This window comes from Pseudomonas caspiana, from assembly GCF_040224095.2.
GTDB classification, from domain to species: Bacteria; Pseudomonadota; Gammaproteobacteria; order Pseudomonadales; family Pseudomonadaceae; genus Aquipseudomonas; species Aquipseudomonas caspiana.
Genome location: NZ_CP167995.1, coordinates 3,142,974 through 3,156,821 on the forward strand (window position 1 = coordinate 3,142,974; position 13,848 = coordinate 3,156,821).

A 13,848-nucleotide genomic window follows, 5' to 3' on the forward strand; every position below is an offset into this window, starting at 1 on the left:
ACTGGCATCCCTAAAAGTTCATCCCGTTCCCCTGATCACGTTCGCCGTTAGTTAAATAGAGCTCGTAGGAGCGATGTAATGGATAGCGTGTTTCCCTCCCCAAATGCAAGGGCGTTCAGCGCATGTTGACTATCCTGCTGATGTCAACTTTACTGACCGCAAGCTTGGTTGTTCTGGCCTATCGAACTTCGTTCATAGTCATGCCGGACCTTGCACAGTATGCGGCCACCATCTGTGCTGTATTGCACTTCGCTGTAGTGTCGATGCTGCTGAGTCTCCAGGACGCTGTGTGGATCGTCGGTCAAACCCCGGGCTTCCGAGTCAAAGTGGACTTGTCCGAGAGTTTGCCTCCGTTGCAGGAAAGCATCCGCCAATCCCAGGCATTGGATACGCAGCGGTCGCAGCCGGACATGACCCCGCCGACACCGACGCGTGCCATGTAGGGCGATGGACTAGCCGATCGACAGCGAGGACTTCAACAAGGAAATCTAGGCCTTCGGCTCGGAGTTGATGAGCCGCGCCATAACCTAGGTAAGCACCATCGCGCTGCTGCTGTTCAAGTTCACTACGGCCTTCCTGCTTAGAAGCGTGCCAATTTCCATCCTGGCGCTGATCTTCGATCAGACCAAGGACCTGTTCAAGAAATGGCTGTTCTATGTACTAGGCACGCTGTTCTCGATGGCAATGCTGTCGGTGGTCACGGCGATGGTGCTGAAATTCACAGCAAAAGTGGCCGCGGCCTACTGGGCTGCCCGACTCATCACATTGGGCAACGCAGAAGGACTGTCTAGCCAAGCCCTACATCAGGGCGGCATCGGGCTGATCATGACCGGGTTGATCATTAGCGTGCCAACGTTGGCGGCGGCGATTTGGCAGGGTAATATGGGGACGTTCATGGCGTATTCGGCATTTGATCGTGGCGGTGCGGCAAGTCCTGGACTACAGGGGCAGCCAGCCGGATCCTACACACCACAGCAGATCGCAAAGGGTGGGGATGATGGTTCACCAAAGAACAACTCACCAGCTGGAACAACCAGAGTTACGGGTGCCGCACCAATGCAAGCATCACAGCCTATAGGTTCACGTGGGCAGGCTGGACAAGGCAGCAACCAAGATGTTTAATCGATTCGTTAATAGAATAAATTCATAAAATGTTTATGGGTACAGCATGAATTATTTTAGCATCTCAGCTTTTTCCATTCTAATCCTCTCTAGTGGCGTCTGGGCACAAGGTTGTCCGCCAGGGCAGTATCAGATCGGTGGTCAAGGGGCGATTGCATGTGCTCCTATTCCGCAAGGAAACCCAGTTGAAGAGCCGCCGCGCCCAAGCGGAAAATGGATAAAAACTTGGGGGGCGGTTGCCGGCGATGGTGTGGATAATATCGCCGTCTCTGTAGGTAAGCTGGATAAATCAGATGCTGAGCAGGATGCATTGACAAAGTGCGTAGGCGCTAGTAATAGAAAATGTCATATAGTTGTTTCTTACGAAAATCAGTGCGTGTCGGCCGCTGACCCCATCAATGGAGGAACCATGATTGTTTCGAATGGACGCTCTATCGAAAGAACAAGCCAAAATGCCCTTTCGGATTGCAGAAAAAATAATCCTGGAAGTGACTGTAAGATTATATATAAGGATTGTTCAGAGCCTATCTTCAAGCCCTATTGATTAATTGATGCTTCAGACAAGGGATAATAATGAAAAAGCGTGGTTTGTTCGCAGCTTTTCTGTTGTATGCCGTCACCGTTAATTCATTGAAGCAAACGGCGGTCTTCTAAGAAGTTACCCCCTTCTACACCAATGTTCCTTTAGCTTTCTGAAAGATTGGGTGCCGACTGATTGTTGGCTGCCGGTAGACACCGCGACGGGAGCTTACGTTGTGATACCTCCCAAATGATTCATCCCTGTCTCAGCACAGATGCTTGCAAGCATTTGCCCAAAAGCGTTTCCTACAAACATCCCCTAAAGCTCGTCCCGCACCCCTGACCACGTTCGCCGTTAGTTCAATAGAGCTCGTAGGAGCGATGTAATGGATAGCGTGTTTCCCTCCCAAAACGCACATTGGTACCGGTCACCAAAGGGCGTTCGGCGCATGTTGACTATCCTGCTGATGTCAACCTTGCTGACCGCAAGTTTGGTTGTCCTGGCCTATCGAACTACGTTCATGGTCCTGCTGGACCTTGCACAGTATGCGGCTTCCATCTGTGCTTTATTGCACTTCGCGATAGTTGCAATGCTGCTGGGTCTCATTGCTGGTGCTTTGACAGTTTGGAGAAAGCTGCAAGCAGAGGGAAAACCTACTGAAGAACTGAAACAGCTTCGCCAGGTTATTGTCAGCGCGACTGCAATGACGCTGCTGATGTTCATGCTTGCAGTGGCTGCGGCGTGCGTTCCCTATGTGATGGATGTCATGAAGAAGTTCCCCGAGTTTGGGGTGGTCTTTGCAATCATGCTCATTGCCTTGTTGATACATCGCGTCAACATTAACCGCATCAGTGAACGACTTGCGAACTCCATGGCAGCCGCGCAACGTTCTGCAAAGCGCACGATGGCCGCATGAAAGGGAAGCTGGGAATTAAAATTGCTAGCTCTCTTGTCTTGGTTTTCTTAGCAGGATGTAACCCCATGAATACTGGGTCTGAAAGGCATGGCAGCGGCGAGACCACTGCCGACGGCGACCCGGTCTACGAGAAGAACCCGCATCCGACACAGGCGTACCGGATCACGATGACCATCGAGGATGCGCCGGGGCCGTTTGAGTGGATATAATGCTGCTCGGGTATCCACTGATACCGGGAATGATAGCCGACGAACAACAGGCTTAATGGCTCTGCAAACAGAGACCCTCTCAGAAATTTTTGATTACCACATGCGGGGCATGCAATGAGATATTGCTCTTTGATTTTTTTGTGCTCATGGGCAGTTTTTACGCATGTTGATGGTTATGCGCAAACACGCTGCCCGATAGGTACTCAGATGGGTAGTATTCAGTGTATTCCAGATGAGCCTGTTTTGGACTCCAGCCAAGGCGAGCCAGTGAAGTCTGTACCTAACGGCGAGTGGATCAAAACCTGGGGGGCGATTGCTAGGGACTCGGACAGTAGCGTGGGCGCTACCTCAGGAAAGCTTACTAAAAAAGATGCTGAGGAAGAGGCGCTTCGTCAATGTTCTACAGGTGGAGGAGTAAATTGTAAGGTGGAACTGGCATATCAAAATCAATGTGTCTCTCTTGCTAACTCCATTGGCGGTTCAGGTTTAGGCGGGATGGCAACCGGTGGCTCAATCAAGGAGGCAGAGGAGAGAGCGCTGTCAAAATGCATAGGTGAGACAAAAAATCAGTGTGAGATAATATATTCAAAGTGCTCTCTTCCTCAATTTAATAAATTCTAAGGAACTCCGAACAACGAATCCCAGAAGCGCGACACTACCCGCCTACGTTGAGGAGTGATCCATGCAATTGACGTTTGGTGACGCTGAGGGTCTGGGTAAGTGCAGGCAGGCCAATGAGGGGTACACCTTCAGGCATCAAGTGAAGTGGATGCGTCCGTATGGGTCGGCGGTTGTAAGTTTCTTTCCCGGAGCGTCAGGTATGGGTTGTTTGGCGGAAGCTCCCCGAATACACCCTGCCAACGCTCAAGCAGGTAGCCGTGGAGCCGTCGCGATTTGCGAGGTCCGGTTACTTCGCACGTCCAGATGTTCTTCAGGCCATTGGCTTGCTTACGGTGTAGATGCAATTTCTCAAATCTTTTTTGCGCCCACTGCCAATCTGCCATATCTTCACGCTTGGCATAGTCAGCGATTTGAGGATGTTCTTGCGCATAGCGCTGAAACACACCTGGGCTTACCAGATAGACGGCATCCGCCACGATATGCACCAGCGCCTTAGCGTCGTTGATGACGAGTCGGCGCGATGCAATCGCCTGCTGCAGCCATGTCACGAAATGATCGGCTGACATTTGAGTTGAGGTGCCATTCGACTCATCCCTGGATGGTTGGGTACTGGTCGACATTGGATTTTTTTTCGCTGGGACGGACTCGCTCACCTGGTGTGGCTTTCAGGGAGTGTCAGGCGTTGACTGAAACGATGAGTTTTCTTGGTCATCGGCCGCAAGGCGGGACTTTTACACATCGGCAGCGTCGCGCCATAGAAGACCACCAGAACTTGGCTTGACGCCAATACCGGCTTTTCTGATCGCGGTGTACATCACGCGATCACACATGACCGACGATTTCTTCTCGGCCATGCGGAAAACATGGGCAGAACCCACAAGATCCTTTTTGAAGGCGAGATGTGCGCCACCTAGAAAGGTCATTATTCTGAACGGTTTGCCAGTGTCGAATCATGACCTGTCCGAACTTGATAAGTTGATTTTTCTTCGTCTAATGCCGCGATCATGCGTACAACGTCACAGAGGTAATGCGGCGGGCCATTTGAACCATCTGGCAGCGTGTAGTCACAGGCCAGAAACTCGAATCCATCTGGATCTACGGATTCGAAGACCTGCTTCAGACGCTCGGAAACCAGCCAGTAACCGCTGAATCCACCTTCAAGATCACGGGGCATTCGCTTTGACTTGTTGGCATGCACCAAATGCGGTACCTCTGGCAGTGAAGGAAATCCTCCGTTTACAGGCCTGAGAATGCGGCTAGGAGGCGTTAAAAGTGCATCCACGTTGTCGATCTCAACGTCCGTCCCGGGCCCACCGCCGCGCGTATCAGTCTGCAGGACATAGAACTGTTCTTTTCCGGTAATTGCCTGGTAGTCATTTGCGCTTCTCTTGCTGGAGTCTGCAGAGTCTTCGGTCACAGGAATTGCGGATAGCCACTCTTTACACGTTTCAGAACAGCCGCGATGAGAGAGTGAGGCGTAGCGCAAGGCAGTTCCTTTACCACCGACCACGGCCCATCAATCAGCACGTAACCCGTTGGAGAATCCGCAAGGTTGTCCCGACGTCGAAGCGCAAGGACGGCCAGTAACTCTATCGGGAAGACGCGATCAAAGTCGTAGTCGAATTCGTAAGATTTCGAACCCGTACTGTATTTACTCCGACTGATATGGAATTCAGCGGCCTGGCTCATGTGGTGCGCAAAAGTGTTCTGGTCCTGGGTCTTCCAGTTATCCAGAAGCCCCTGATAGGCGGCAATCAAGGGCTTGCGTGGCTCAAACAGGGTCGACAGTGCATAGGCATCGCAGAACAGAAACGTAAAAAACACATCGTGGGTGTTGTGGGCGATTCGACGTGACTGAGGGAACAGATTGAGCCGTGCGTCTTTCTCCGCCATTTCCAGAAAGCGCTGCGCGCTGATCTTGCCTGTATCCCACTGAGACAAGACCGTAGGGCCTGCAGCACGCAGGCTGTCTGAGTACTCCTGGGGCCAGTTGCCAAGCTGTGGACGCAGCTGACTGGGTACCGCATCCCAGCGCAGCACCAGCGCACGACTTTCAATCGTCCACCTGAAAAAACAGGCAAGTTCATCCAGATCCGCCCGAAAGTAGGCGTCGCAGGCGGCGACGCTCCAAAAGTGGCTGATTCGTTCAAGCTGTGTTCCGACCTTGGGGCTAAGGCGGCCGGCAACTGCGAGATGTTCTTCCACGGCGCTTGTGTAGCGGTCGATATCGCCCGAGGTCCGGGCCCGATCAAGCCATTGACTGCATTCCGGTATCAAGGACTTCAATGAAGGGTGCAGTTGCATGGCTGACTCCTCAGGGTGAATTAATCATGGCGCGTTTATCGGAGCGGATTTAACCAGGAAGTCAGGCAGTCCTGACGATAAGGATGCTGCGAATGCACCAGCTTGTTTGCGAAGGAATTCGCCCTAATCAAACAAGCAAGCTCCTAGATAGAATGCATTTTTTGTAGGATCTGCCGTAGGCTGCGCAGAGGGCAGAGTGAGGCAGCGAGTGTCAGCATTGAAATATCGTTGCACGAAGCATATTGATTACTCGACCTCAATGAATCTTTTAAATATCACTCCAGCGGGAATCAGTAATTGACCCGCTAATGATTTGCGATAGCACAGGTGTGCTATTGAATTGCTGGAATCAAGATTCACCTGTTGACGCTCAACATTTTAATAATGCGGGGTGGTGCTTTTGGATACGCTTCTCGCAGGGAAAACAGCTAGCGCCGTGCAATGCCTTCGCGTTGCGACGAGAATATGAGTCATGTCTATTTAACATTGTAGTGGGCAACCAGAAGCTCAGCCCTAATATGAGAGATCTCCAGGTTGTTTTGAAGGTTCGTCACCTTCAATCGGTATTTGCCAGGTGTCAAATTCTCGGACTCTGCACTAGCGACCTCGTATTCCAAGTAGGCCATTGACGTGTCATATTTGCCGACCTTCAGCAAGCTATTGGAGTCCGCGCCGACGGCACTTCTGTAGGGGAATATGTCACCTGTCGCCTCTCGATAGCGTGTGCCTTGCCACACCGCTGGCAAATCGCGATTCAGCTCGTGAAGTACGACTGGCGTCTCCTCGTCACCATTCTGTTTCCACAGCTGAACCTTCAAGGGAAAGTAAGCATTTTCAAGGAAGTCCTCATCTCCAGGCTTCAAATCGGGCCGCTTGCGTGGCCCACCGGAACGCAATCCAATCAGGAAGGTGCGGGGCCTAGTGGCATCCGCCTCGAGCGGTGGCAGCTCGAAGCGCACCTCAATCGTCGCGCCAGCGTGGACAAGATCAATGGGTTTAACGAGCGGGAAACCGTCACCGTAATCCTGATGCACCGGTCCTCCGCATCCGCCCATAAGCATTGGCAGCACTATCAACAATAGCCTCACTGGATGGCGCATATTGTCCTCATGGTGGTAAATGTGATGACACTAGGGCTGGTTAAACTAAATTGCACAGCAAACCAATCTGGTGGAAACGAATTCAATCAGGCACAGATGTTCTGCACGATGCAGCGCCTTAAACTATCGCCCAACAATTTCGGACGCTTTCTCTCAAGGTCTGTACTCAGAAACGGTAGTTGGTGCTCAGCTCCAGCGTGCGGGGTGCGCCGGGCATGATCAGGTCTACCGAGCCGTGCGCCGAAGCATAATAGTCCTTGTCGAAGACATTGCGCAGTCGCAGGGCCATGTCCCATTTGGGCTGGTTGTACAGCAGCGCGGCGTCTACTGTCGTGTAGGCTGGCATGACCACCGTGTTATCCAGTGCGGTGTAGCGATCATCCACATAGTTTGCCCCCATGCCTACACGCCAGCTTTGCGTCAACGAACGCACCAGCCACAGGTTTGCGCTGTGGCGCGGCGTCAAGGTAGGCACCTGACCTTCGTTGGCGACACCGTTGGTTCGGCTGGTTGATTTGGTGATCTCCGCACTCAGGTAGGCGTAACCGGCATAGACCTGCCATTTATCACTCAGCTGTCCGGTGGCGGTCAGCTCAAGGCCATCAGTGCGCTGCTCTCCCGCGAGTACCAGTCTGGTCGGATTCGCCGGGTCGCTGGTTTTCATGTTGGTGCGTTCCAGCCGGAATAGCGCCGCTGTCAAAGCGAGGCGATTGTCGAGCAGGTCCCACTTGCCGCCGATCTCGAAGTTGGTGGTTTCCTCGGGCTCAAGATTCTGGTTCGTGGTACTCAGTGCGAAGGTTTCGGCGGAGGGCTGGTAGGAACGGCTCACCGAGACGTAGTAGGACTGCACTTGATCAGGCTGGTAAACCAGGCCAATTCGCGGGCTCCACGTCGTATCGGTTCGGGACATAGTGTTGCGCGTCAGGTCATCGGAGTATTCCTGATCGAATACGTCGTAGCGCACACCCAGCAGAGCCTTCCACTGTGGTGTCAGTTCGATCAGGTCTTGTATGTAGAAGCCAGCGGTATCCTGAGTATTGGCCCCCTTGGCGGTTTGCGTGCTGGCCTGGAACGGCACGTCGACCAACGCATCGCGGTACACCGGCACTCTTGCCACATCAGATCGGTTGAATACTGACTGGTCTTTCACCTGACGGCCCAACTCCACACCGTAGAGCAGATTGTGGTTCATCCCGGCAAGCACGGCGCGCTGCTTGAGTTCGGTCTGGTTAAACCACCCATCCTCCTTGCGCTGCACGTTGCCACGATTGAGTTTTACCAGCAGTTCACCATTGGGAGCAGTCACAAAACGGGTGGGGCTGGAGTCAGCAAGTGTGTTGTTGCGATCCAGGTCGTAGTGGTAGTAACGACTGGTATTGCTCAAGCTGAAATCGTCGTTGATCCGGTAGTTGATACCCGCCGTGAACGAGAACACTTCGCTGCGGGTGTAGTCATCATCCGGGTCGGCGGCACCGAAGCGCTTGTCGCGGTCCACGTTGACCGGGCGGTCGCCTCGTGCGGGGATGCCGAAGTCAATCAGGCGCTTGTCATACAAATAGCTGGCCCCCAGATCCAGTTCCAGATCATCCGAGAGCTTGAAGTAGGCCGAAGGTGCGATGGCCTTGCGGTCGATGTAGCCATCATCCCGGAAGGTGTCGCTGTTCTCCAGTGCACCGGTCACCCGGAATGCCTTGTCGTTTTGCTGCTGATCGGCCCAGCCAGCATCAAATTGAGTGCGCTTTTTGCCCTCACTGTCGAAGCTGGTACCCACTTCCTGCTTTGGGGCGAAATCAGGTTTTTTACTGATGCTATTGATCAGGCCACCGGATGAGCCGCGTCCATAAAGCACTGCGGCCGGGCCCTTGATGACTTCCACCCGCTCGATGTTGGACAGGTCCCGGAAGTACAGCGCATCGTCACGAATGCCATCGATGTACATGTCACCAACGGCACTGAAACCCCTGATGGTGACCTGATCGCGCTGGCCGTCGCCACTGGACAGGCCGATGCCGGGGACATTTTTCAGTACGTCTTCCATCGACTGCGCCCCCTGATCCTTGATCACGCTCTGGGGAATAACGTTGACAGTTTGCGGGATGTCCCGCAGCGGAGCATCGATTTTCAGTGCGCTCCTGGTTTCGGTTGGCCTGTAGCTCTGCTCGCTGTATTCACTGTTCACAGCGGTTGCGGGCAGGTTTAGCGCGGACGCCGTCTCTGCCTGCAGATCAGGGACAACCAGAATGCCCAGCAACGACAGGGACGCTGAATAAATGCGCGATCGAGTCACCGTATATACCTTTTGTATTAGTTTTTTGAGCGAATGATAACTATTAGTGTTTGTAAGTAAATACCTGTCATTCCGATACAGCCCGGCTGCGCGAGATGATGGGCTTGTCAATCGGGTACGGCTGGCGAATTGAGTGGTTGCTTGCATCGCATACCAGGCATGCGCCGTTCAATTCAGGGGAGGGGGCTCAGGTTGCTACGGCGGGCTTGAAACGCACGAGGCCAGCGTGGTTCTGAAGTCCTTTATCGCCTGCGCCACGCCCAAGTCGATAAAATAGGCGCCACCGCCTTTGATCACGATTTGCGCCTCACTGGTCCCTTGCGCACGCTCAATGCGGGCGCGGAAGCCGGCGATATTCTTCTCATCAAAGTTTCCGGATTCAAGCACGCCGTTCGCACTGTCCTTTAACGTGACTTCCTGCCATGAACTATTGGTCTCCGATAGTTTGCTGATGCTGGACTCCGCACAATCAAAAAAACGCTGGTTTGACATATCGGAAGGAACGGCCAGGTGATCAGAAGCTGTCGGGGTATTTCCGGTAATCAAGAACACGTTGCATCCTCCTAATGAAAGAAGCAAACCCATAACAGTGAAGGCTGTGAGCCAAGGCTTCATGTAATCGCCCTCATAAATACTGCTTACCTGATAACGAAGTTAGAATGTATAACTGATACGAATTTTCCACCAAAGGGTTCTCAATGACACGATCGAAATTGGATGTCATTTGAAATAAAGACAATCTTGAAGTTTTTAGAATCCTCCTATTTGCGATTTGATGAGGCGAAGGTTCCATTCTGGAGACACCACTGAACCGAACTGCGGGATTCCGACTCCCCCCACTTGGTCATGCCGGTTGGGCAGGTGTGAGCATATGATGCAGTGAATAATACGATGAAAACAAAGGGCTGAACATAACGGTGATCCTGCTTGGCGATATGTAAACCTCAGGTCTGGCAGAAAAACTGTAATCCAGAAGGTGATGCTTTTCGATAGTACAGGTGTACTATTGAATTGCTGGAGATTTCGAGCGAACATTTGATGAGTCACTTGTAAATACTTGGCGCTGATTATCATCCGGTAATTGTGGGCATTTGAGTCCTGACGCTGGCCCTTTGGCCTAAGCGCGTGCGGTATCGTGAGGCACTAACTGTGTTGATCAATTGAGGTTGCCCTAGCCGCGGCAGGTCACTCGTCTGAGATCACTGAAAGAACTCTCGAAGAAAATCCCAGATAGCCGCCGCGACGTTGCAATTCGTTAGTAGCGCAGGTACATCGCGGATTTCTGAGATGCTCGTCAGGCATGTGAGCCAACGCTGATCCTGCGGCAACCATTATCAGGCCTTCTGGACTCTGCCGGGTCACGCGCCAGCGCGCTGTAAGGGACTGGGGGCTTCAACGCTGTTGAAGCGATATCATCAGCGGTGTTCTTCAGCGCTCTGACATTAAAATCGTTCTGCACGTAAGAGCAACGCAACTCTTTCGCAGACAAAATCCAAGCTGCTTAGTAGCTTGGACTTTAAGGCCGTACTGGATTCCAATGTACTAAATTCATGCTGAATTAGATTTAAGTTTTCAACTTTGGAGCGAAGAAGATCCAACTGCAAACCATAACAGGCTAAACGAGCCTTCATGCTTTTTTCAAGGACGAGCATAGAGGCGATAATCTTTTCTAAATCGACGCGTAGCGTATCCGGCAGTTGATAGCTAGAGCATATCATCTCGGGTTGCTCTAAGATTAGATTCTGAATAACACCAAGATCTTCATAGACCGTAAAAACGCTGTCGTAAATCTTATTGACTTCTGCGCACAGTTTGAAGATTTCAGCTGACAATTTTTCAGCTTCATTACCTAGGCTTAGCAGCTCCATATAACTGTTTGACATTCAGACTTTTCTCTGCTGGCTAAATATTCATCAAGAAAATCTATTTAAAATATCTTGTCCTGACTCATCGCAATGAGTGCGATTGACCTTTGCGGCTCGCCCAGTTAAGAGGTTGCAGCCTCTATGTAGTTAGAAGCGCAAAGCTTTTTTATCCAAAAAAATATAGGATAACTTTCTTGTGTTGCGCGGCGTCAATACACGCTTTAATATAAAATCATTATTTTTTAAATGTGTCTTCGACATAATAAATAACCTCGATAGTCCGCAGGCAGTTTAGCGGGAGCTATTCTTTATGGGGCTGCATACTCAATACAGTATTTGAATCAATAACGACGGCAACACATAAAATGGTATTTGTTGCATGATAATTAAACAATAGTACAAATGTGCTAGGGGTTGCCTGACATCAAGCCCTAAGCATCTCTCGATGCAGCTCACTGTCGCCATGGCTTTTTATGCTGCTAGCGAGTTGTCACAACGTGTCAAGCTCCAACGTTTTTCCTTGAGCAAAGTGAACCGCCGTTCAATCTGCGTTGTTTGCATGAGGTCCGTTAAGCAACCGAGGCGGGCCGGGTAAAGGCTGACGATGCAGCTTGCGCATAGGAATTAACCGCTGTGTACCGTGGTGGTTGCCTTTAGACGCAAAACCCGGCTGTCACATCCCTTGCTGGCAAGCACATAGCGGCAGCGCATACGCGGTCAATTTTTACTCGCCAGAGCACAAATCCAGAAGATGCCATTGAGCATTTGACGATCATCGCGCCTAGGCCGCTCCCTCTGCTGAGAAGTGTTAAAAATAGCTTCGATTACTGCGCAGCGCTCAGATGAAATGTAAGAGCGGCTTTTTCTGGCAATTGGACTGCACCATTCTCGCCAAGCATCTGTTCAGAGAAAGGTTTTAACGAAAGTTGAATTTATTTTAGAAAAAACAGTGCATTACATCCGCACGTATGTATTCACTTTTTCTCACCGCAAGCCCACCAGAAGCATTGGTACATCAATAAAGTTTGGCCCCGTCCAGTCGATAATAATGCTAGAGAGGTTCCTAATGCTCGAAACCCTCGACTCTAACAACAACCACCCTGAGTAAACCCCATGTCCCAGCTCCTCAATCTGAAGCTCAAATCCAAGCTGCTGTTCGCTTTTGGCCTATGTGCGGTCATCACTGTCGGTGTTGCAGCGCTGGGGTACAGCGGGATCTCAACCATATACGGTCTGTTGCAGAGCACGGTCAGCAATAATCTGGTCTCGATCCAGAAAACCGATTCGGTTAAAGCCAACGTGATTGCCACCCACCGGGACATGTTCAGAGCCATCAACCTGGGGTTACGCAAAGCTGCGCCGGAAGAAATCAACGCGGTCGTTTTGTCTTTCAAGGATAACCAGGCAGAAGCTGAGCAACAATTCAAAATCTATCGCGCCACTCCTCTGGAAGCTGACGAGCGCGCGGCAGGTAATGACTTCGAGCGGGACTGGCCTGCGTACGTCGCAGCCGCAGAAAACATCTTTTCGCTGCTGAAAAGTGGTGACGTCGATCAGGCCGCCAAGTTTGCTGATTCAACTGCGAACCCCGCGTATCGCAAGACCATTGGTGAAGTGAATATCATGATCGAGTCAAATGCCCGACAAGCGCTTGACGTTGCCAAAGCAGGAAACGATACCAACCAGCAAGTCACCTGGGCTCTGATTATCGGCGGACTTGTGGCAGCCGCTGCCGCCATCATTCTGGGACTGGTGGTCACGCGCATGATTACCCGACCGCTCTATCAATCAGTGGAAAGTGCCACTCGCATCGCTCAGGGCGACCTGACCAAAGAGATCACGTCGAACAGCGAGGATGAAACCGGGCAACTACTCAAAGCGCTGTCCAGCATGCAAAAAGACCTCAAAGGCACCGTGCAGCAGATCGCGGACGCATCTGATCAGTTGGCCTCAGCTGCTGAACAGTTGACCGCAGTCACCGAAGACAGCACACGTGGGCTGGTTCGTCAGAATGATGAGATCCAGCAAGCCGCGACCGCGGTAAACGAGATGACTGCCGCAGTGGAAGAGGTTGCCCGAAATGCGGTCAGTACGTCCCAAGTGTCGAGCCAGACTGCAGAAGATGCGATCAAAGGCCAGTATCAAGTGCAGCAGACGGTAATGGCGATGAACACCATGGCCGGGGACATCAATGATTCCACGCAGCGTGTCGAAACCCTGGCTGGTCAGATTCGTGACATCACCAAGGTGCTGGACGTGATTCGCGGCATCGCTGAACAAACCAATCTGTTAGCTCTCAATGCCGCCATCGAAGCCGCTCGGGCAGGCGAACAGGGCCGGGGCTTCGCGGTAGTCGCCGACGAAGTCCGGGCGCTGGCCCATCGCACTCAAGCCTCCACGGGCGAAATCGAAGCGATGATCAAGATAGTACGCGCAGGCGCTGACGAAGCCGTACAGTCGATGGGCAAAAGCCAGTCGATGGCTCAAAGTACACAGTCGCTGGCAGCCGAGGCGGGCCTAGCATTGGAGCGAATCAGCGCTGGGGTTAGCGAAATCAACGAGCGCAACCTGGTGATCGCCAGCGCAGCCGAAGAACAGGCTCAAGTAGCGCGTGAAGTCGATCGCAACCTGGTTAATATCCAAGACCTGTCGACCCAGACATCCGCCGGTGCAAACCAGACCAACGCTTCAAGTCAGGAATTGTCGCGTCTGGCGATTTCTTTCAATACGCTGGTGGGCAAGTTCAAGCTTTGATGGACTGCCCTTGATTTTCCATTGATGACGCAGTGGCTTAGCCAATGAGCCGCCTGCGATATCCGTACTGCCCTGCCTCTGGCCCCCATGTAGCAGAACGTCTATTTCCCACGTCAATAGGATGGGCAATCGCGGATACGCATGTGATCG

At 52.1% G+C, this 13,848-nt stretch carries 14 protein-coding genes and 1 pseudogene; 7 read left to right on the forward strand and 8 right to left on the reverse strand.

The annotated features are described in order from the left end of the window. The first annotated feature begins 122 nt into the window (after positions 1-122). The 6 genes from ABRP31_RS14400 to ABRP31_RS14425 all read left to right on the forward strand — a co-directional run bounded on the left by ABRP31_RS14400 (position 123) and on the right by ABRP31_RS14425 (position 3,388). Positions 123-443 (forward strand): hypothetical protein, encoded by a 321-nt coding sequence (locus ABRP31_RS14400; RefSeq protein WP_349970096.1) that lies wholly within the window; start codon positions 123-125, stop codon positions 441-443. A gap of 106 nt (positions 444-549) precedes the next feature. Continuing rightward, the gene (locus ABRP31_RS14405) at positions 550-1,122 is read left to right on the forward strand and encodes a type IV secretion system protein (RefSeq protein WP_349970177.1); all 573 of its coding nucleotides are present in this window, start codon (positions 550-552) and stop codon (positions 1,120-1,122) included. Between the two features lie 46 nt (positions 1,123-1,168). Continuing rightward, positions 1,169-1,666 carry a DUF4189 domain-containing protein gene (locus ABRP31_RS14410; RefSeq protein ID WP_349970097.1) on the forward strand — a complete coding sequence of 166 codons (498 nt, stop codon included), beginning with the start codon at positions 1,169-1,171 and terminating at the stop codon, positions 1,664-1,666. Positions 1,667-2,090: 424 nt separating this feature from the next. Beyond that, positions 2,091-2,558, forward strand: coding sequence for a hypothetical protein (locus ABRP31_RS14415; protein WP_349970098.1), 468 nt, complete (start codon positions 2,091-2,093; stop codon positions 2,556-2,558). Positions 2,559-2,623: 65 nt separating this feature from the next. Next, positions 2,624-2,767 (forward strand): hypothetical protein, encoded by a 144-nt coding sequence (locus ABRP31_RS14420; RefSeq protein WP_349970099.1) that lies wholly within the window; start codon positions 2,624-2,626, stop codon positions 2,765-2,767. A gap of 207 nt (positions 2,768-2,974) precedes the next feature. Beyond that, complete coding sequence (locus ABRP31_RS14425; protein WP_349970100.1) at positions 2,975-3,388, forward strand: DUF4189 domain-containing protein; 414 nt, start codon at positions 2,975-2,977, stop codon at positions 3,386-3,388. A gap of 128 nt (positions 3,389-3,516) precedes the next feature. Here the strand turns inward: ABRP31_RS14425 and ABRP31_RS14430 are convergent. The 8 genes and pseudogenes from ABRP31_RS14430 to ABRP31_RS14465 form a co-directional block, all read right to left on the reverse strand. Next, positions 3,517-3,960, reverse strand: a pseudogene (locus ABRP31_RS14430) (conjugal transfer nickase/helicase domain-containing protein); the annotation flags it as partial. Between the two features lie 159 nt (positions 3,961-4,119). After that, the gene (locus ABRP31_RS14435; protein WP_349970101.1) at positions 4,120-4,311 is read right to left on the reverse strand and encodes an imm11 family protein; all 192 of its coding nucleotides are present in this window, start codon (positions 4,309-4,311) and stop codon (positions 4,120-4,122) included. After that, a complete protein-coding gene (locus ABRP31_RS14440; protein WP_349970103.1) occupies positions 4,311-4,805 on the reverse strand; it encodes a DUF1629 domain-containing protein in 495 nt (164 codons plus the stop codon). Before ABRP31_RS14440 ends, ABRP31_RS14435 begins: the two co-directional genes overlap by 1 nt. Then, complete coding sequence (locus ABRP31_RS14445) at positions 4,802-5,692, reverse strand: hypothetical protein (RefSeq protein WP_349970104.1); 891 nt, start codon at positions 5,690-5,692, stop codon at positions 4,802-4,804. The genes ABRP31_RS14440 and ABRP31_RS14445 overlap by 4 nt, the downstream gene beginning before the upstream one ends. A gap of 476 nt (positions 5,693-6,168) precedes the next feature. After that, the gene (locus ABRP31_RS14450) at positions 6,169-6,792 is read right to left on the reverse strand and encodes a hypothetical protein (RefSeq protein ID WP_349970105.1); all 624 of its coding nucleotides are present in this window, start codon (positions 6,790-6,792) and stop codon (positions 6,169-6,171) included. A gap of 166 nt (positions 6,793-6,958) precedes the next feature. Then, positions 6,959-9,079, reverse strand: a complete 2,121-nt coding sequence (locus tag ABRP31_RS14455) for a TonB-dependent siderophore receptor (RefSeq protein ID WP_349970106.1) — start codon at positions 9,077-9,079, stop codon at positions 6,959-6,961. Between the two features lie 195 nt (positions 9,080-9,274). Then, positions 9,275-9,694, reverse strand: a complete 420-nt coding sequence (locus tag ABRP31_RS14460; protein ID WP_349970107.1) for a hypothetical protein — start codon at positions 9,692-9,694, stop codon at positions 9,275-9,277. An 827-nt stretch (positions 9,695-10,521) separates the two neighbouring features. Next, complete coding sequence (locus tag ABRP31_RS14465; RefSeq protein ID WP_349970109.1) at positions 10,522-10,962, reverse strand: hypothetical protein; 441 nt, start codon at positions 10,960-10,962, stop codon at positions 10,522-10,524. 1,095 nt (positions 10,963-12,057) lie between these two features. Here ABRP31_RS14465 and ABRP31_RS14470 point away from each other — a divergent pair. After that, the gene (locus ABRP31_RS14470) at positions 12,058-13,698 is read left to right on the forward strand and encodes a methyl-accepting chemotaxis protein (protein ID WP_349970110.1); all 1,641 of its coding nucleotides are present in this window, start codon (positions 12,058-12,060) and stop codon (positions 13,696-13,698) included. Positions 13,699-13,848 lie beyond the last annotated feature (150 nt).

Coding starts and splice junctions, on each gene's coding strand:
- ABRP31_RS14425 (WP_349970100.1), top strand. CDS start 2,975: ATGGGTAGTATTCAGTGTATTCCAGATGAGCCTGTTTTGGACTCCAGC.
- ABRP31_RS14465 (WP_349970109.1), bottom strand. CDS start 10,962: ATGTCAAACAGTTATATGGAGCTGCTAAGCCTAGGTAATGAAGCTGAA.
- ABRP31_RS14400 (WP_349970096.1), top strand. CDS start 123: ATGTTGACTATCCTGCTGATGTCAACTTTACTGACCGCAAGCTTGGTT.
- ABRP31_RS14460 (WP_349970107.1), bottom strand. CDS start 9,694: ATGAAGCCTTGGCTCACAGCCTTCACTGTTATGGGTTTGCTTCTTTCA.
- ABRP31_RS14415 (WP_349970098.1), top strand. CDS start 2,091: ATGTTGACTATCCTGCTGATGTCAACCTTGCTGACCGCAAGTTTGGTT.
- ABRP31_RS14435 (WP_349970101.1), bottom strand. CDS start 4,311: ATGACCTTTCTAGGTGGCGCACATCTCGCCTTCAAAAAGGATCTTGTG.
- ABRP31_RS14445 (WP_349970104.1), bottom strand. CDS start 5,692: ATGCAACTGCACCCTTCATTGAAGTCCTTGATACCGGAATGCAGTCAA.
- ABRP31_RS14470 (WP_349970110.1), top strand. CDS start 12,058: ATGTCCCAGCTCCTCAATCTGAAGCTCAAATCCAAGCTGCTGTTCGCT.
- ABRP31_RS14450 (WP_349970105.1), bottom strand. CDS start 6,792: ATGCGCCATCCAGTGAGGCTATTGTTGATAGTGCTGCCAATGCTTATG.
- ABRP31_RS14420 (WP_349970099.1), top strand. CDS start 2,624: ATGAATACTGGGTCTGAAAGGCATGGCAGCGGCGAGACCACTGCCGAC.
- ABRP31_RS14410 (WP_349970097.1), top strand. CDS start 1,169: ATGAATTATTTTAGCATCTCAGCTTTTTCCATTCTAATCCTCTCTAGT.